We start from the raw sequence: 18,036 nt of genomic DNA on the forward strand, positions 1-18,036 counted from the left end.
AGAGCCAGCAGGCCGAGGACCGCGGCATCGCCCTCAAACGCGACTTCGCCAGCCTGCTCAAGCGCTACCCGGCGGAGCTGGCGCGCACCCGCGAGCTGATCCAGCGGCGCGGCGCACTGGCCGCCAGCGCCGCGGCCAAGGTCGCCGCCCTGCAGCAGGCGCTGCTGGCCGGCGAACCGGCGCTGCGCGCCGAACACACCCGCATCCAGAGCGAGGTACGCCTGCTGCAGGGCCTGATGATCGGCCTGATCCTGCTCATCGCGCTGACCATCGACCGCATTCAACGGCGTCTCGCCCGCCTCCTCGGCCAGCTGGTGCCGGCGCTCTCGGCCTGGGCCGAGGGCGACTTCGCCGCACCCATTCAGCTGCCGACCCGAACTCGCGAACTGCGCGATATCGAGGAGTCGCTGAACCGCCTGCGCCATTACCTGGTCGAGCTGGTCGGCACCATCCGCGGCCATGCCGAACAGGTCGCCGACAGCAGCCGCACCCTCGCCGACCTGAGCCACGGCCTGCACCGCGGCGCCGAACGCCAGGTCGGCGACACCGCACAGATCCGCGACGCGCTCGGCGAGCTGGAGGCCACCATCCAGCAGGTCGCCGGCAACGCCAGCCAGGCCGCCGCCGCCAGCCGCGACGCCGATCGCGCCCTGGAACAGGGCCAGCAGGTCATCGGCCACAGTCTCGATGGCCTGCAGGCACTGGTCGGCGAGGTGCAGGGCAACGCCCAGGCCATCGAACGCCTGGCGGCGGAAACCGCGACCATCGACCAGGTATTGACGGTGATCCGCGGCATCGCCGAGCAGACCAACCTGCTCGCCCTGAATGCCGCCATCGAGGCCGCCCGCGCCGGCGAGATGGGCCGCGGCTTCGCCGTGGTCGCCGAGGAAGTGCGCTCGCTGGCCCTGCGCACCAGTGGCGCCACCGGCGAGATCCAGCAACTGATCGGTCGCCTGCAACAGGCCGCGCTGCAATCGCTGGCGGCCATGCGCAGCCAGGTCGCGCATGCCGAAGCCAGTGCCAGTCAGGCCGAGGCCGCCGACGGCGCCCTGGACGAGATAGTCGCGGCGATCCGCACCATCGCCAGCATGGCCGAACTGATCGCCGCCGCCACCGCCCAGCAGAGCGGCGCGGTCAGCGAGATCCGCGACCACAGCGAACGCATCCACCAGCTCGGCGGCGCCAACCTCGAACGCATCGACCACGGCCGCGGCCAGGGCGAGCAACTGCTGCAACTGGGCAGCCGACTGCATGCGGCGGTGCAGGCGTTCCGCCTGTAACCGCCCTCACCCATTGGGGAGACGCCTGCATGGATGCAGAAGCCGAAGTCTCACGTAGGCTGGGTTAGCCGAAGACGTAACCCACCAACCGGCCGCCAGGCCGGCAATGGCGGAAGCATCGATGGTGGGTTACACCGCTACGCGGCTAACCCACCCGGAAAAACTGCAGCGTGCCGAAAATGCGCAGATCGGGACGACGACGAATGGAAACATCCTGCGCCCAATCGTCACCCCCGCCGCCGCGGCGACTTGGTTATCATGCCCATACTCTCGCCGCCTGGACCGATCATGCGCCGCCTGCTGCCCCTGCTTCTGCTGTTGCTCGCCCTGCCCGCCACCGCCGGCCTGTTCGACAAGCGCCCCAACCCCGAGCTGGGCGCGCCGCTGAACAACAGCGCCGACTTCCTGCCGGTACGCGAGGCGTTCCGCCTGAGCCTGGTCGAGAGCACGCCGCAAGCGGTGAAGCTGCGCTTCGTCGCCGCCGACGGCTATTACCTCTATCGCCACCGTTTCCAGTTCCGCGTCGAACCCAGCGACCTGGCCGCCGGCACCGCGCAATTACCGCCCGGCGAACCCAAGACCGACCAGTACTTCGGCGATGTCGAGGTCTACCATGGCGTGCTGGATGTCGAACTGCCGCTGAACAACCCCTACAACCTGCCCTTCAGCCTGCGCGTGACCTACCAGGGCTGCGCCGACAAGGGCCTGTGCTATCCGCCGGAAACCGAAGTGCTCAACGTCGGCGACGTCGCCAGCGCCCCGCCCGCGGCGTCCACCGAGCAGGCGGGTTGGAGCTGGCACAGCCTGGCGCTGTTCTTCCTCGCCGGTCTCGGCCTGACCTTCACCCCCTGCGTGCTGCCGATGCTGCCGATCCTCTCCGGCGTGGTGCTGCGCGGCCAGGTCGGCGGGCTGCGCGGCTTCAGCCTGGCGCTGGCCTATGTGCTGCCGATGGCGGCCTGCTTCGCCCTGCTCGGCGCACTGATGGGCGTGTTCGGCGCCGAACTGAACCTCCAGGCGCGCCTGCAGTCGGCCTGGGTGCTGGTGCCGTTCGCGGCCTTCTTCGTGCTGTTCGCCCTGGCCATGTTCGGCGTCTACGAACTGCGCCTGCCGCGCGTCATCCGCGAACCGCTGGAACGCCTGGCCGGCCACACCGGCGGCAGCTCGCTGTGGGGCGCGGCAGCACTCGGCGCGGTCTCCAGCCTGCTGGTCTCGCCCTGCGTATCGGCACCGCTGGCCGGGGCGCTGCTGTATATCAGCGCCAGCGGCGATGCCCTCGGCGGCGGCCTCAAGCTGCTCGCCCTCGGCCTCGGCATGGGTGCGCCGCTGGTGCTGTTCGCCAGCGGCGGCGGCGCCCTGCTGCCGAAGAGCGGCAGCTGGATGGTCGCGGTACGCAACGCCTTCGGCGTGCTGCTGCTGGCGGTCGCGGTGTGGATGCTCGAACGCGTCCTGCCCGGTCCGCTGACCCTGGCGCTGTGGGCGCTGCTGGCCGCCGGGGTGGCGCTGTTTCTCGGCCGCTGGGCCTTGTGCCAGCGCACCGGCCGGCGCACCGGCGCTCTGCTGTGCAGCCTGCTGTTGCTCGGCTATGCCGGCGCCGCCAGCTTCGGCGCCGTGCGCGGCGGCTCCGACCCGCTGCGCCCCTGGGCGGCAGCCTTGCCGACCGGCGCCTGGCAGACCCTGAGCAGCCCCGCCGAACTGCAGCGCAGCCTGGCCGCGGCCAAAGCCGCCGGCCAGCCGCTGCTGCTCGACTGGTACGCCGACTGGTGCATCAGTTGCAAGGTGATCGAGCGCGAGGTGTTCGGCGCCGCCCAGGTCAATAGCCAGCTCGGCGGCTATCGTCTGATCCGCTTCGACATGACCGCCAGCACGCCGGAGCAGCGCGCCCTGCTCGACCGCTACAAACTGTTCGGGCCGCCGGCCATCCTGTTCTTCGCCGCCAATGGTGACGAATGGACGGATTTGCGTGTCGTAGGTGAGATCGATGCCGACGACTTCGCCGCCCGGCTGCACAAAGCCGCGGCGCGATAGTCATAGTTTTGCGATAAAAAGCAGCTATCGTGTCGGCTACGGTTGACAACTGGACAGTCTTTTCCAGTCTCCGGCATAGTCCGGCGCAGCCTGCACACTAAGGAAACAGCTGATGGCCACCCTATTGGTCCTCCATGGGCCCAATCTCAATCTGCTCGGCACCCGCGAGCCAGGCGTCTACGGCGCAGTCACCCTCGACCAGATCAATCAGGATCTCGAGCAGCGTGCCCGCGCTGCTGGCCATCATCTGCTCTATCTACAGAGCAACGCCGAGTACGAGCTGATCGAGCGAATTCACGCCGCCAGAAGCGAAGGTGTCGACTTTATCCTGATCAATCCCGCCGCGTTCACGCATACCAGCGTTGCATTACGTGACGCGTTGCTGGCGGTGAGCATCCCATTCATCGAAGTGCACCTGTCCAACGTGCACAAACGTGAACCTTTCCGCCATCACTCCTACTTCTCCGACGTTGCGGTGGGAGTGATCTGCGGCCTTGGCGCCAGTGGTTATCGACTGGCCCTGGAGGCCGCCCTGGAACAACTGGGCGCTTCGTGAAAACAGTTTTCCAATAGACGCCGCGAACACCCCTGAACAGACCTTGGGAGTTGATGCTTAATGGATATTCGTAAAGTCAAGAAACTGATCGAACTGCTGGAAGAGTCCGGTATCGACGAACTGGAGATCCGCGAGGGCGAAGAGTCCGTGCGCATCAGCCGCCACGGCAAACAAAGCTACGCGGCCCAGCCGGTGTACGCCGCCCCGGCCCCGCTCGCCGCCCCGGTTGCCGCCGCTCCAGCCGCCGAAGCCGCTGCGCCGGCTGCCGCCAAGCTGAACGGCCACGTGGTGCGTTCGCCGATGGTCGGCACCTTCTACCGCGCCGCCTCGCCGACCTCGGCCAACTTCGTCGAAGTCGGTCAGAGCGTGAAGAAAGGCGAGATCCTGTGCATCGTTGAAGCGATGAAGATGATGAACCACATCGAGGCGGAAGCCAGCGGCGTGATCGAATCCATCCTGGTTGATAACGGCCAGCCGGTGGAATACGACCAGCCGATGTTCACCATCGTTTGATGCGCGGGGAGCCTGCGATGCTGGAAAAAGTACTGATCGCCAACCGCGGCGAGATCGCCCTGCGCATCCTGCGCGCCTGCAAGGAGCTGGGCATCAAGACCGTGGCGGTGTACTCCACGGCCGACCGCGACCTGATGCACCTGGGCCTGGCCGACGAGACGGTGTGCATCGGCCCGGCGCCGGGTGCGCAGTCCTACCTGCACATTCCGGCGATCATCGCCGCCGCCGAAGTCACCGGCGCCACGGCGATCCACCCGGGCTACGGTTTCCTCGCCGAGAACGCCGACTTCGCCGAGCAAGTGGAGAAATCCGGCTTCGCCTTCATCGGCCCGAAAGCCGAGACCATTCGCCTGATGGGCGACAAGGTGTCCGCCAAGGACGCCATGAAACGGGCCGGCGTGCCGACCGTACCGGGCTCCGACGGGCCGCTGCCGGAAGACGAAGAAACCGCGCTGGCGATTGGCCGTGAAGTCGGTTATCCGGTGATCATCAAGGCTGCCGGTGGTGGTGGTGGTCGCGGCATGCGCGTGGTGTACGACGCGGAAGAGCTGATCAAGTCGGCCAAGCTGACCCGCACCGAAGCCGGCGCGGCGTTCGGCAACCCGATGGTCTACCTGGAAAAGTTCCTCACCAACCCACGTCACGTGGAAGTGCAGGTACTGTCCGACGGCCAGGGCAACGCCATCCACCTCGGTGATCGCGACTGCTCGCTGCAACGCCGCCACCAGAAGGTCCTGGAAGAAGCGCCAGCACCCGGCATCGACGAAGGCGCCCGCCAGGAAGTCTTCGCCCGCTGCGTCAAGGCCTGCATCGACATCGGTTACCGTGGCGCCGGCACCTTCGAGTTCCTCTACGAGAACGGCCGCTTCTACTTCATCGAGATGAACACCCGCGTGCAGGTGGAGCATCCGGTGTCGGAGATGGTCACCGGCATCGACATCGTCAAGGAAATGCTCAGCATCGCCGCCGGCAACAAGCTGTCGATCAAGCAGGAAGATGTGGTGATCCGCGGCCACGCCCTGGAATGCCGGATCAACGCGGAAGACCCTTCGACCTTCATGCCGAGCCCCGGCAAGGTCAAGCACTTCCACGCCCCGGGCGGCAATGGCGTGCGCGTCGACTCACACCTGTACAGCGGTTACAGCGTGCCGCCGAACTACGACTCGCTGATCGGCAAGCTGATCACTTACGGCGCCACCCGCGAGGAAGCCATGGCACGCATGCGCAATGCCCTGGACGAGATCGTGGTCGACGGGATCAAGACCAACATCCCACTGCACCGCGACCTGACCCGCGACAAGGGTTTCTGCCAAGGCGGCGTCAACATCCATTACCTGGAAAAGAAACTGGGTATGGACAAGCACTGAGTGCTGCTCCGCTCCACCCCACGGGCTGCCTTCGGGCGGCCCGTGTGCTTTGTAGCGGCGCCGCCGGTAGCCGCTCAGCCGACGCTGCAGTAAGCTTGCCCGCCTTCGGCCATACGCGTTCATGAGGTTGCCCATGCCCTGGTTACAAGTCCGTCTCGCCATCACCCCGGAGCAAGCGGAAACCTACGAAGACGCCCTGCTCGAAGTCGGCGCCGTGTCGGTGACCTTCATGGACGCCGAAGACCAGCCGATCTTCGAGCCGGATCTGGGCACCACGCCGCTGTGGACACACACCCATCTGCTCGCCCTGTTCGAGGCGGACACCGATGCAGCCAGCCTGCTCGCCCACCTGCAGCTGCTGACCGGTGCCGCGCTGCCGGCGCATCAGGTCGAGCGCATCGAGGACCAGGACTGGGAACGCAGCTGGATGGACAACTTCCAGCCCATGCGCTTCGGCCGCCGCCTGTGGATAGTGCCGAGCTGGCACGCGGCGCCCGAGCCAGAGGCGGTCAACCTGCTGCTCGACCCCGGCCTGGCCTTCGGCACCGGCACCCACCCGACCACCGCGCTGTGCCTGGAATGGCTGGATGCCCAGGACCTGAACGGCCGCACCGTGATCGACTTCGGCTGCGGCTCCGGCATCCTCGCCATCGCCGCCCTGTTGCTGGGCGCGCAACAGGCAGTCGGCACCGATATCGACCCGCAAGCCCTCGAAGCCTCGCGCGACAACGCCGGACGCAACGGCATCGAGCCGGCCCGCTTCCCACTCTATCTGCCCGCCGACCTGCCGCCACAACCGGCGCAAGTAGTGGTCGCCAACATCCTCGCCGGCCCGCTGGTGCAGCTGGCCACGCAGATTACCAGCCTGGTGCAGCCGGGTGGTTTGCTGGCCCTGTCCGGCATCCTCGCCGAACAGGCCGAGGAAGTCCGCGCCGCCTACAGTCAGGCCTTCGACCTCGACCCCACCGCCGAGAAAGACGGCTGGGTACGCCTCAGCGGCCGCCGCCGCTGAGGCTCCATCCGCCCAGCGCCTTGAGTTAGACTAAACGCCGCAATTTGCCCCTCTGGACCGCCGGAACACCGATGATCGACAGCTTCGTCACCCAATGCCCGCATTGCAGCACCAGCTTCCGCGTCACCCGCGCACAGCTCGGCGCCGCTCGTGGCGCCGTGCGGTGCGGGGCCTGCATGCAGGTGTTCAACGCCGGCCAGCAATTGCTGATCGACCAGCCAGGCGTGCTCGCCGAGCCAGCGCCGCTCAATCCGCCGGTGCCCAAGCCGGCCGCTCCCGCCAGCCCGGCGCCGGGCAGCAAGCCGCAGCCGCCCGCCGGCAAGAAGCCCGACGACACCCTGTGGATTCACGACGACCTCGATCTCGACAGCCTCGATCTCGACGAGGAGCTGGCCAAGCTGGAACGCCAGGAGCTGCAGCTGTCCCAGGAGTTCGTCGCCCTCGAGCGCGCACCCAAGCCGGCCGGGCGCCTGCTCGAGCCGCGCGAGGAAAGTGCCAGCGCGGCAGACGAAGCCTGGGCCGAGGCCCTGCTGCGCACGGAAAACGCCGGCAGCCCAGCGCCGCCAGCGACCAACCCGCCCCCCAGCAGCGCGCCGCCCGCCCTACCCGCCGCCGGCGAGGAGGCCGACGCACAGCCCGAGGTCAGTCGCCAGGAGCCATCGCTGGATCTGGATGCGGCGCCGGCGGAGGACGCCGACGAGCCAGCCCTCGGCCTCAGCGCCGCCCGCGACGAAGCGCAGGACGACGAAGAACTGGCCACGCAAACGCCGTTCTCGGCCCTGCCGCCGCCGAGCACAGCCGATCGCCAGCCCGCGCTGCACCACGGCAGCCTGAACAACCTCAGCGACGAACCGCTGCAGTTCGACTGGCAGCCGCCGAAAAAGCCCTGGGGCCGCTGGATCGCCTGGACCCTGCTGACCCTGCTGGGCGCTGGCGCCCTGGCCGGTCAATACATCGCCTACCACTTCGATGAACTGGCCCGCCAGGACCAGTACCGCCCCTGGTTCGAGCAGTTGTGCCCGGACCTCGGCTGCAGCCTGCCGTCGAAGGTCGACATCGAGCTGATCAAGAGCAGCAACCTGGTGGTACGCAGCCATCCGGAATTCGCCGGCGCCTTGGTGGTCGACGCCATCCTCTACAACCGCGCGCCGTTCTCTCAGCCCTTCCCGCTACTGGAAATGCGCTTCGCCGATATCAACGGCCAACTGCTCGCCAGCCGCCGCTTCAAACCCAGCGAATACCTTTCCGGCGAGCTGGCCGGACAGGCGGAGATGCCGCCGCAGACGCCGATTCACATCTCCTTGGACATCCTCGACCCGGGCACCCAGGCGGTGAACTACAGCCTCAGCTTCCACTCCCCGGAATAGCGCGGCGCCGTGCGCCGCGGGCGCTTGCCTACGCTTAACAACTGCTGGCAATAAGTCCTCAGCTGTTCAGAATTTGTTCAAAACAGCCTTTATCCAGTCAGCGAGAGTGGGTATCATGCCCACCCTTTTCGCACTCAACAGATCCGGCCCCACAGGCAGGGAAGACCCATGTCGGCGGTACGCATCGGCCCCCATACATTGCCCAACCAGTTGATCCTCGCCCCGATGGCGGGGGTCACCGATCGCCCGTTCCGCCAGCTCTGCCGCCGCCTCGGCGCCGGCCTGGTGGTGTCGGAGATGGTCACCAGCGATGTCAGCCTGTGGAACACCCGCAAATCCAGCCTGCGTCTGCTGCACGGCGGCGATCCCGAGCCGCGCTCGGTGCAGATTGCCGGCGGCGACCCGCAGATGCTGGCCGAGGCCGCACGCGCCAATGTGCAACTGGGCGCGCAGATCATCGACATCAACATGGGCTGCCCGGCCAAGAAGGTCTGCAACAAGGCCGCCGGCTCGGCGTTGATGAAAGACGAGGCGCTGGTGGCGGAGATTCTCAGCGCCGTGGTCAAGGCCGTGGACGTGCCGGTGACCCTGAAGATCCGCACCGGCTGGGACCGGCAGAACAAGAACGGCATTAACGTGGCGAAAATCGCCGAGCAGGCCGGCATCCAGGCGCTGGCCGTGCACGGCCGCACGCGCGCCGACCTGTACACCGGCGAAGCCGAGTACGACACCATCGCCGCGATCAAGCAGGCGGTGTCGATTCCGGTGTTCGCCAATGGCGATATCGATTCGCCGGAGAAGGCCCGCCGGGTCCTCGATGCCACCGGCGTCGACGCCCTGCTGATCGGCCGCGCGGCCCAGGGCCGGCCATGGATTTTCCGCGAGATCGAGCATTTTTTGCGCACCGGCGAGCATCTGCCGGCGCCAACCTTGCATGAGGTGGAACGCATTCTGCTAGGGCATCTGGCCGAATTGCACAGTTTCTACGGCGACGTGATGGGCGTACGCATCGCCCGCAAACATGTCGGCTGGTACCTCGCAACCCTGCCGGGCGCCAGGGAGTTTCGTGCCCAATTCAATCGTCTGGAACACACGGACGTGCAGTGCGCCAGCGTTCGGCAATTTTTCGCCGAGCGTCATAACGGGGGAGAAGGGGTGGCCGCATGACGATGATGACTGAGACATTAGTGAGTGGAACCGCACCTGTGAGTGACAACGTCAACCTGAAACAGCACCTGAATACGCCGAGCGAAGAAGGGCAAACCCTGCGCGGCAGTGTGGAGAAGGCGCTGCACAACTACTTTGCTCACCTGGATGGGCAGGATGTCTCCGACGTCTACAACCTGGTGCTTTCCGAAGTGGAAGCGCCGCTCTTGGAAACCGTGATGAACTACGTCAAGGGCAACCAGACCAAGGCCTCCGAACTGCTCGGCCTCAACCGCGGCACGCTGCGCAAGAAGCTCAAGCAGTACGACCTGCTGTAAGCACGCATTCATACGAAAAGGGCGGCCCCCAGACTGATCGGACGGCCGCCCTTTTTCGCTGATTTCTCTGCTTTTAGATGGAAACCGAGATGACCGACCAAACCACCCGCCTTCCCGTCCGCCGTGCGCTGATCAGCGTCTCCGACAAGATCGGTATCGTTGACTTCGCTCGCGAACTCGTCGCCCTCGGCGTCGAGATCCTCTCCACCGGCGGCACCTTCAAGCTGCTCAAGGACAGCGGCATCGCCGCGGTGGAAGTCGCCGACTACACCGGTTTCCCGGAAATGATGGACGGCCGGGTGAAGACCCTGCACCCGAAGATCCATGGCGGCATCCTCGGCCGTCGCGACCTCGACGGCGCGGTGATGGCGCAACACGGCATCAAGCCGATCGACTTGGTGGCGGTCAACCTCTACCCCTTCGAAGCCACAGTCGCCAAACCGGACTGTGACCTCGCCGACGCCATCGAGAACATCGACATCGGCGGCCCGACCATGGTCCGCTCCGCGGCGAAGAACCACAAAGACGTCGCCATCGTGGTCAACGCCGGCGACTACAGCGCCGTCCTCGACAGCCTCAAGGCCGGCGGCCTGACCTACGCCCAGCGTTTCGACCTGGCGCTCAAGGCCTTCGAGCACACCAGCGCCTACGACGGCATGATCGCCAACTACCTGGGCACCATCGAGCAGGCGGCCGCAACCCTGTCCACCGCAGACCGTGCCGCCTTCCCGCGCACCTTCAACAGCCAGTTCATCAAGGCGCAGGAAATGCGCTACGGCGAGAACCCGCACCAGAGCGCGGCGTTCTACGTCGAAGCGAAGAAGGGCGAAGCCAGCGTCTCCACAGCCGTGCAACTGCAAGGCAAGGAACTGTCGTTCAACAACGTCGCCGACACCGATGCCGCGCTGGAGTGCGTGAAGAGCTTCGTCAAGCCGGCCTGCGTCATCGTCAAGCACGCCAACCCCTGCGGCGTCGCCGTGGTGCCGGACGCCGAAGGCGGCATCCGCCAGGCCTACGAACTGGCCTACGCCACCGACAGCGAGTCGGCGTTCGGCGGCATCATCGCCTTCAACCGCGAGCTGGACGGCGCAACCGCCCAGGCCATCGTCGAGCGTCAGTTCGTCGAAGTGATCATCGCGCCGAAAATCAGCGCCGCCGCCCGTGCGGTGGTGGCGGCCAAGGCCAACGTACGCCTGCTCGAATGCGGCGAATGGCCGGCCGAACGCGCCGCCGGCTGGGACTTCAAGCGGGTCAACGGCGGCCTGCTGGTGCAGAGCCGCGACATCGGCATGATCACCGAGGCCGACCTGAAGATCGTCACCCAGCGCGCGCCGAGCGAGAAGGAAATCTACGACCTGATCTTCGCCTGGAAAGTGGCCAAGTTCGTCAAATCCAACGCCATCGTCTATGCCAAGAATCGCCAGACCGTCGGCGTCGGCGCCGGCCAGATGAGCCGTGTCAACTCGGCGCGCATCGCCGCGATCAAGGCCGAACACGCCGGCCTCGAAGTCAAAGGCGCAGTGATGGCCAGCGACGCCTTCTTCCCGTTCCGTGACGGCATCGACAACGCCGCCAAGGCCGGCATCACCGCGGTGATCCAGCCGGGTGGCTCGATGCGCGATGCCGAAGTGATCGCCGCGGCCGACGAGGCCGGGATCGCCATGGTGTTCACCGGCATGCGCCATTTTAGGCATTGATTTCGGCCGCACTGAAACCGGCATCTGCAGTGTTGCCCAAGGTTCCGCCAATGCTCATTGCCACTAGGCAACTGCGCTTGTCGAAACCTTAGGCGCCTTGCATCTACCGGCTTCATTGCGACCCACCTGCTGAGTTGCCAAGTTTTTGTAGGGTGGATAACGCTCTGCTTATCCACCGAAAGGGCCAAGGGCCCGCCTCCATGAGGAGACAACAATGAACGTACTGATCATCGGCAGCGGCGGTCGCGAACACGCCCTGGCCTGGAAAGTGGCGCAGGACAAGCGCGTGCAGAAGGTCTTCGTCGCCCCGGGCAACGCCGGCACCGCCACCGAGGCCAAGTGCGAGAACGTCGCCATCGACGTGCTGGCCATCGAGCAACTGGCCGACTTCGCCGCGCAGAACGTGCAGCTGACCATAGTCGGCCCGGAAGCGCCGTTGGTGAAAGGCGTGGTCGACCTGTTCCGTTCGCGCCAGCTGGACATCTTCGGCCCCACCGCCGCCGCCGCTCAGCTGGAAGGCTCCAAGGCCTTCACCAAGGACTTCCTCGCCCGCCAGCAGATTCCCACCGCCGACTACCAGAACTTCACCGAAGTCGAGCCGGCGCTGGCCTACCTGCGCGAGAAAGGTGCGCCGATCGTGGTCAAGGCCGACGGCCTGGCCGCCGGCAAGGGCGTGATCGTCGCCATGACCCTGGCCGAAGCCGAAGACGCGGTGCGCGATATGCTCTCCGGCAACGCCTTCGGCGACGCCGGCGCGCGGGTGGTGATCGAGGAATTCCTCGACGGCGAGGAAGCCAGCTTCATCGTCATGGTCGACGGCAAGCATGTGCTGCCGATGGCCACCAGCCAGGACCACAAGCGCGTCGGCGACGGTGACAGCGGCCCCAACACCGGCGGCATGGGCGCCTATTCGCCGGCCCCGGTGGTCAGCGCCGAGGTGCATCAGCGGGTGATGGACGAAGTGATCTACCCGACCGTGCGCGGCATGGCCGAGGAAGGCAATGTCTACACCGGCTTCCTGTATGCCGGGCTGATGATCGACAAGGCCGGCAAACCGAAGGTCATCGAGTTCAACTGCCGCTTCGGCGATCCGGAAACCCAGCCGATCATGGTGCGCCTGGAGTCGAGTCTGGTGCTATTGGTCGAGGCCGCGCTGGCCAAGGCGCTGGACAAGGTCGAGGCGACCTGGGACCCGCGCCCGACCGTCGGCGTGGTACTGGCCGCCGGCGGCTACCCGGGCGACTACGCCAAGGGTGATGTCATCGAGGGTTTGGACGCCGCCGCCGCCCTCGACGGCAAGGTGTTCCATGCCGGCACGGCGCTCAAGGACGGTCAGATCGTCACCGCCGGCGGCCGCGTGCTGTGCGCCACCGCCATTGGCAACAGCGTGGCCGACGCCCAGCAACAGGCCTATCGCCTGGCGGAGAAGATCCGCTGGACCGGCTGCTTCTACCGCCACGACATCGGCTACCGCGCCATCGCCCGCGAGCGCGGCGAAGCCTGACCGCCAGCACGTGATACTCATGCCCCCGCCAGTCAGATGGCTGGCTGCCGGGGTCATGGTTCTTCGTTGGCGGGCATGGCTATAATCGAGCCACTCACCATACGAAGGGATTTCGCCGTGCGCGGGCTCAGGATCGCCATAGGACTGATTGTCGGCTTGCTGCTGGCGGCGCTGGCTGCGCTCAGCCAGGCCGCGGAAAGCGCGCAGTGGTCCGCGCTGATCGAGCGGCAGGCCAGCCTGCAGTTCGACGATATCCGTACGCCGCGCTACCGCAGCCAGTTCAATCATGTCGACAGCGAACAGCTCCTGGTTCCCGGGGGCTCCGGCGCCGTGTGGCTGCACTATCGCCTGCCCGCGCAGGAGCACGAGCAGGTACTGCGGGTGTTCGCGCCCTATCTGAATCGCCTCGATCTGTATGTCCTGCGCGGCGACCTCCTCCTCGCGCAGACCAGCACCGGCAGCCAGCTGCCGCCCTCCAGCCGGCCGCTGCCCAGTCGCGACTTCCTCCTGCCGGTGCCGCTGGCCCAGGAGCCGCTGGACCTCTACCTGCGCCTCAGCGCGGAACACGCCCTGCGCCCGAGCATCGAGATCCAGTCCGCGCTGCTGATGGCCAGCGATGACAGTCGCGCGCTGCTGTTCGGCATCCTGTTCGGCGCCTTCGGCGTCGTGGTGCTCTATAATCTGGTGCGTTTCGCCTATGCACGCACGTCCGCGAGCCTGTGGCTGGCCGGCTGCCAGGCCTGCCTGCTGGTCACCGGCCTCAGCCTGCTGGGCATCAGCTCGCCCTGGTTGAGCGCCTGGCCAGCCGCCCAGGCGCAGCTCGGCAACCTGTCGATGCTGCTGGCGATGCTCTGCGCCCTGGCCTTCACCGCCAGTTTCTTCGCCAAGGTCTGTCCGACCACCGCGGTGCGCCACCTGCTGTTCGGCGAAGGCGTGCTGATCGGCCTGACCTGCGGGTTGCTGCTGGTCGCCAACGAGCTGCACTTCAATCAGGCGGTGTACCTGATCAGCCTGGTCACCATCCTCAGCATCTTCGCCGTCGCGCTGTTCCACTGGCAGCACGGCTATCGCCCGGCACGCCTGTTCAGCCTGGCCATGCTGCTGTTCAGCCTGGCCTTCGTCGGCGCGCTGCCGGCGCTGTTCGGTTACTGGGTGGTGCCTTCCGACTGGCTGGCCTTCGCCATCCTGTCCATCGCCTGCCTGAGCGGCTTCATCCTCAGCATGGCGCTCAGCGAACGCCAGCAGCGCATTCTCTTCGAGCGCTTCAGCAGCAGCCAGGCGCTCGCCGCCAGCTCCGCCGAGCTGAAGGCCAAGGCCGAGTTCCTGGCCAAGATCAGCCACGAGATCCGCACGCCGATGAACGGCGTGCTGGGCATGACCGAACTGCTGCTCGGCACCCCGCTGTCGGCCAAGCAGCGCGACTACGCGCAGACCATCCACAGCTCCGGCAACGAGCTGCTGACCCTGATCAACGAGATTCTCGACATCTCCAAGCTGGAGTCGGGGCAGATCGAGTTGGACGACGTGCAGTTCGACCTCAATGCGCTGATCGACGACTGCCTGGACATCTTCCGCGCCAAGGCCGAGCAGCAGAAGGTCGAGCTGATCAGCTTCATGCAGCCGCAGGTACCGCGGGTGATCAGCGGCGATCCCACGCGCCTGCGTCAGGCGCTGCTGAGCCTGTTGGACAACGCCTTCAAGCAGACCGACGAGGGCGAGATCCTCCTGGTGGTGGCGCTCGACCAGAACGCCCCGCGCCCGCGCCTGCGCATCGCCGTGCAGGACAGCGGTAGGCCGCTGGAGGCGGACGAGCGCGACGCCCTGCTCACCGCCGAGCTGCACAGCCGCGACTTCCTCGCCGCCACCAAGCTCGGCGGCCGCCTCGGTCTGATCATCGCCCGCCAGCTGGTGCGTCTGATGGACGGCGAGTTCGGCATCCAGAGCAGCAGCCAGGGCAGCACCCTGTGGCTGACCCTGCCGCTGGACGCCGAGCGCCTCGAACACCCCACCGCCGACCTCGACGGTCCGCTGCAGGGCGCCCGCCTGCTGGTGGTCGACGACAACGACACCTGCCGCAAGGTCCTGGTGCAGCAGTGCAGCGCCTGGGGCCTGCAGGTCAGCGCCGTGCCGTCCGGCAAGGAGGCGCTGGCGCTGCTGCGCACCAAGGCGCACATCCGCGAGTATTTCGACGCGGTGCTGCTCGATCAGGACATGCCGGGCATGACCGGCATGCAGCTGGCGGCGCGGATCAAGGAAGACCCGAGCCTCAACCATGACATCCTCATCGTCATGCTCACCGGCATCAGCCACGCGCCGAGCAAGGTCATCGCGCGCAACGCCGGGATCAAGCGCATCCTCGCCAAACCGGTGGCCGGCTACACCCTGAAGACCACCCTCGCCGACGAACTGGCGCAGCGCCACAGCGGCAGCGCCAGCCAGCCGCAGGCCCTGGCGGCCGGCGCCGCGCTGGCGGTGCCGGAGGACTTCCGCATCCTGGTCGCCGAGGACAACAGCATCTCCACCAAGGTGATCCGCGGCATGCTCGGCAAGCTCAACCTGCAGCCGGACACTGCCAGCAACGGCGCCGAAGCCCTGCAGGCGATGCAAACCACGCAATACGATCTGGTGCTGATGGACTGTGAGATGCCGGTGCTCGACGGCTTCTCCGCCACCGAACGGCTGCGCAGCTGGGAAGCCGCGCAGCAGCGCCGGCGCACCCCGGTGGTGGCGCTCACCGCGCATATCCTCAGCGAGCACAAGGAGCGCGCGCGCCAGGTCGGCATGGACGGGCACATGGCCAAGCCGGTGGAAATGTCGCAACTGCGCGAGCTGATCGAGTTCTGGGTCGGCGAACGCCAAGCGCGCCGCCAGCGCGAACAGAGCAACGCGCTGTCGTCCTGAGCGGGCCGCGTCCTGCAGGCGCGAATTCATTCGCGAGAGGAGGCACCATGGCGTGGCCCTGTTCGCGGATAAATCCGCTCCTACACTAACAGCCAACCCACCCGCACGAGCCCAGTCCATGCATTCCGAGCTGTTCAGCCTGTATTTGAAGATGCTGGTGCTCTACAGCCCGTTCTTCGTCCTGTCCTGCTTCATCTCCCTGACCCGCGGCTACACCGTCAAGGAACGCAAGAAGCTGGCCTGGAAGGTCGCCCTCGGCGTGGTGATCGCCAGCGTGTTGCTCTACCTGTTCGGCCGCAGCATCTTCACCGTGTTCGGCATCACCATCGACGCCTTCCGCATCGGCGCCGGCAGCGTGCTGTTCATCTCCGCCCTGGGCATGGCCCAGGGCAAGTCGGTGGTGCAGAGCGACAACGTGCAGCAGGATGTCACCATAGTGCCGTTGACCATCCCGCTGACGGTCGGTCCCGGCACCATCGGCGCCATGCTGGTGATGGGCGCCGGCCAGGTGGACTGGGCGGAAAAACTGACCGCGGTACTGGCCATCGCCTTGGCCAGCCTGACCGTGGGCGTGGTGCTGTACCTCTCCGACCGCTTCGAGCGCCTGCTCGGCGAGCAGGGCCTGCAAATCGTCAGCCGCCTGATGGGCCTGTTCGTTTGCGCCCTGGCGGCGCAGATCATCTTCACCGGGGTGAAGAACTACATGATCGGCTAGCGCCGGGCCCACTCGCCCTGGAAAGGTGCAGGACTGCTCCTATCGGATGCCGCTTCGCGGCCGCACGCACCACAGACGTGCAGCGAAAAGCCGCTGAAAAACCGTAAAGAATCGCGAGAGCCCCTGAAAAACAGACGTTTGTACTGCTTGGCACGGATGCTGCGATAGGACTGCCGACCTTCAGGTCCCACCCTACCGTTGTGCATGGACAGCCCAGGAGCCAGCCCCATGAAACGTCGTCCCTTTCTGAAGTCCACTCTCGCCGCCAGCGCCTTGCTGCTCAGCGGCCTGTTTCCGTTCAGTCTGCAGGCCGCCGAAACGATCAAGGTCGGCATCCTGCATTCGCTGTCCGGCACCATGGCGATTTCCGAGACCTCGCTGAAAGACATGGCGCTGATGACCATCGACGAGATCAACGCCAAGGGCGGGGTCAACGGCCAGATGCTCGAGCCGGTGGTGGTCGACCCGGCGTCCAACTGGCCGCTGTTCGCCGAGAAGGCGCGCCAGTTGCTGACCCAGGACAAGGTCGACGTGGTGTTCGGCTGCTGGACCAGCGTGTCGCGCAAATCCGTGCTACCGGTGTTCGAGGAACTCAACGGCCTGCTGTTCTACCCGGTGCAGTACGAAGGCGAGGAAATGTCGCCGAACGTCTTCTACACCGGCGCGGCGCCGAACCAGCAGGCCATCCCGGCCGTCGAGTATCTGATGAGCGAGGACGGCGGTGGCGCCAAGCGCTACTTCCTGCTCGGCACCGACTACGTCTATCCGCGCACCACCAACAAGATCCTGCGCAACTTCCTGCACAGCAAGGGCGTCGCCGACAAGGACATCGAAGAGGTCTACACCCCGTTCGGCCACAGCGACTATCAAACCATCGTCGCCAACATCAAGAAGTTCTCCGCCGGCGGCAAGACTGCGGTGATCTCCACCGTCAATGGCGACTCCAACGTGCCGTTCTACAAGGAACTGGCCAACCAGGGCATCGACGCCACCGACATCCCGGTGGTGGCCTTCTCGGTCGGCGAAGAAGAACTGCGCGGCATCGACACCAAGCCGCTGGTCGGCCAGCTCGCCGCCTGGAACTACTTCGAGTCGGTGGATAACCCGGTCAATACCAAGTTCGTCGAGCAGTGGAAGGCCTACGCCAAGGCCAAGAACCTGCCCAACTACCAGACCGCCGTGACCAACGACCCGATGGAAGCCACCTACGTCGGCATCCACATGTGGGCGCAGGCGGTCGAGAAGGCCAAGTCCACCGACGCCGCCAAGGTCCGCGAAGCGCTCGCCGGGCAGACTTTCGCCGCGCCATCCGGTTACACCCTGACCATGGACAAGACCAACCACCACCTGCACAAGCCGGTGATGATCGGCGAAGTGCAGGCCGACGGGCAGTTCTCCGTCGTCTGGCAGACCGAAGGGCCGATCCGCGCCCAGCCGTGGAGCCCGTTCATTCCGGGTAACGACAAGAAGCCGGATTACGCGGTGAAGTCGAACTAAGCGGGAAACGTCTGCCCTCTCCCTAGAACCGTAGCCCGGATGCAATCCGGGATAAACCAATCCCCGGATTGCATCCGGGCTACGGCGCTGACTCGGCAATGCCTGAGACTCTTCAGCA

The 18,036-nt window shown here is 66.2% G+C and carries 14 protein-coding genes; all 14 read left to right on the forward strand.

The genetic code is table 11. From position 1 onward, the window contains the following. Positions 1–236 precede the first annotated feature (236 nt). Positions 237–1,280 (forward strand): methyl-accepting chemotaxis protein, encoded by a 1,044-nt coding sequence (locus tag D3880_RS23470; protein WP_420800884.1) that lies wholly within the window; start codon positions 237–239, stop codon positions 1,278–1,280. 288 nt (positions 1,281–1,568) lie between these two features. Further along, entirely contained in the window at positions 1,569–3,305 is a 1,737-nt protein-coding gene (locus D3880_RS19880; protein ID WP_119895144.1) for a protein-disulfide reductase DsbD, read from the forward strand. Between the two features lie 112 nt (positions 3,306–3,417). Next, positions 3,418–3,861, forward strand: coding sequence for a type II 3-dehydroquinate dehydratase (gene aroQ, locus D3880_RS19885; protein ID WP_119895145.1), 444 nt, complete (start codon positions 3,418–3,420; stop codon positions 3,859–3,861). A gap of 60 nt (positions 3,862–3,921) precedes the next feature. Next, positions 3,922–4,374: an acetyl-CoA carboxylase biotin carboxyl carrier protein gene (gene accB, locus D3880_RS19890; RefSeq protein WP_119895146.1), complete on the forward strand. Its 453-nt coding sequence runs from the start codon at positions 3,922–3,924 to the stop codon at positions 4,372–4,374. A 17-nt stretch (positions 4,375–4,391) separates the two neighbouring features. Then, positions 4,392–5,741, forward strand: coding sequence for an acetyl-CoA carboxylase biotin carboxylase subunit (accC, locus tag D3880_RS19895; protein ID WP_119895147.1), 1,350 nt, complete (start codon positions 4,392–4,394; stop codon positions 5,739–5,741). 133 nt (positions 5,742–5,874) lie between these two features. Continuing rightward, positions 5,875–6,753: a 50S ribosomal protein L11 methyltransferase gene (prmA, locus tag D3880_RS19900; RefSeq protein ID WP_119895148.1), complete on the forward strand. Its 879-nt coding sequence runs from the start codon at positions 5,875–5,877 to the stop codon at positions 6,751–6,753. A gap of 71 nt (positions 6,754–6,824) precedes the next feature. Beyond that, positions 6,825–8,120, forward strand: a complete 1,296-nt coding sequence (locus D3880_RS19905; RefSeq protein WP_119895149.1) for a DUF3426 domain-containing protein — start codon at positions 6,825–6,827, stop codon at positions 8,118–8,120. 168 nt (positions 8,121–8,288) lie between these two features. Continuing rightward, the gene (gene dusB, locus D3880_RS19910) at positions 8,289–9,287 is read left to right on the forward strand and encodes a tRNA dihydrouridine synthase DusB (protein ID WP_119895150.1); all 999 of its coding nucleotides are present in this window, start codon (positions 8,289–8,291) and stop codon (positions 9,285–9,287) included. Next, entirely contained in the window at positions 9,284–9,604 is a 321-nt protein-coding gene (gene fis, locus D3880_RS19915; RefSeq protein ID WP_119895151.1) for a DNA-binding transcriptional regulator Fis, read from the forward strand. Before dusB ends, fis begins: the two co-directional genes overlap by 4 nt. A gap of 89 nt (positions 9,605–9,693) precedes the next feature. Beyond that, complete coding sequence (purH, locus tag D3880_RS19920) at positions 9,694–11,301, forward strand: bifunctional phosphoribosylaminoimidazolecarboxamide formyltransferase/IMP cyclohydrolase (RefSeq protein ID WP_119895152.1); 1,608 nt, start codon at positions 9,694–9,696, stop codon at positions 11,299–11,301. Between the two features lie 214 nt (positions 11,302–11,515). Further along, the gene (gene purD / locus D3880_RS19925; protein WP_119895153.1) at positions 11,516–12,805 is read left to right on the forward strand and encodes a phosphoribosylamine--glycine ligase; all 1,290 of its coding nucleotides are present in this window, start codon (positions 11,516–11,518) and stop codon (positions 12,803–12,805) included. Positions 12,806–12,922: 117 nt separating this feature from the next. Then, complete coding sequence (locus D3880_RS19930) at positions 12,923–15,706, forward strand: hybrid sensor histidine kinase/response regulator (RefSeq protein ID WP_119895154.1); 2,784 nt, start codon at positions 12,923–12,925, stop codon at positions 15,704–15,706. 118 nt (positions 15,707–15,824) lie between these two features. Next, positions 15,825–16,421, forward strand: coding sequence for a MarC family protein (locus D3880_RS19935; protein ID WP_119895155.1), 597 nt, complete (start codon positions 15,825–15,827; stop codon positions 16,419–16,421). 228 nt (positions 16,422–16,649) lie between these two features. Further along, entirely contained in the window at positions 16,650–17,918 is a 1,269-nt protein-coding gene (urtA, locus tag D3880_RS19940; RefSeq protein WP_119895156.1) for an urea ABC transporter substrate-binding protein, read from the forward strand. Positions 17,919–18,036 lie beyond the last annotated feature (118 nt).

This window comes from Pseudomonas cavernae (genome assembly GCF_003595175.1).
Lineage (GTDB): Bacteria > Pseudomonadota > Gammaproteobacteria > Pseudomonadales > Pseudomonadaceae > Aquipseudomonas > Aquipseudomonas cavernae.

Coding starts and splice junctions, on each gene's coding strand:
- D3880_RS23470 (WP_420800884.1), top strand. CDS start 237: ATGATCGGCCTGATCCTGCTCATCGCGCTGACCATCGACCGCATTCAA.
- D3880_RS19880 (WP_119895144.1), top strand. CDS start 1,569: ATGCGCCGCCTGCTGCCCCTGCTTCTGCTGTTGCTCGCCCTGCCCGCC.
- aroQ (WP_119895145.1), top strand. CDS start 3,418: ATGGCCACCCTATTGGTCCTCCATGGGCCCAATCTCAATCTGCTCGGC.
- accB (WP_119895146.1), top strand. CDS start 3,922: ATGGATATTCGTAAAGTCAAGAAACTGATCGAACTGCTGGAAGAGTCC.
- accC (WP_119895147.1), top strand. CDS start 4,392: ATGCTGGAAAAAGTACTGATCGCCAACCGCGGCGAGATCGCCCTGCGC.
- prmA (WP_119895148.1), top strand. CDS start 5,875: ATGCCCTGGTTACAAGTCCGTCTCGCCATCACCCCGGAGCAAGCGGAA.
- D3880_RS19905 (WP_119895149.1), top strand. CDS start 6,825: ATGATCGACAGCTTCGTCACCCAATGCCCGCATTGCAGCACCAGCTTC.
- dusB (WP_119895150.1), top strand. CDS start 8,289: ATGTCGGCGGTACGCATCGGCCCCCATACATTGCCCAACCAGTTGATC.
- fis (WP_119895151.1), top strand. CDS start 9,284: ATGACGATGATGACTGAGACATTAGTGAGTGGAACCGCACCTGTGAGT.
- purH (WP_119895152.1), top strand. CDS start 9,694: ATGACCGACCAAACCACCCGCCTTCCCGTCCGCCGTGCGCTGATCAGC.
- purD (WP_119895153.1), top strand. CDS start 11,516: ATGAACGTACTGATCATCGGCAGCGGCGGTCGCGAACACGCCCTGGCC.
- D3880_RS19935 (WP_119895155.1), top strand. CDS start 15,825: ATGCATTCCGAGCTGTTCAGCCTGTATTTGAAGATGCTGGTGCTCTAC.
- urtA (WP_119895156.1), top strand. CDS start 16,650: ATGAAACGTCGTCCCTTTCTGAAGTCCACTCTCGCCGCCAGCGCCTTG.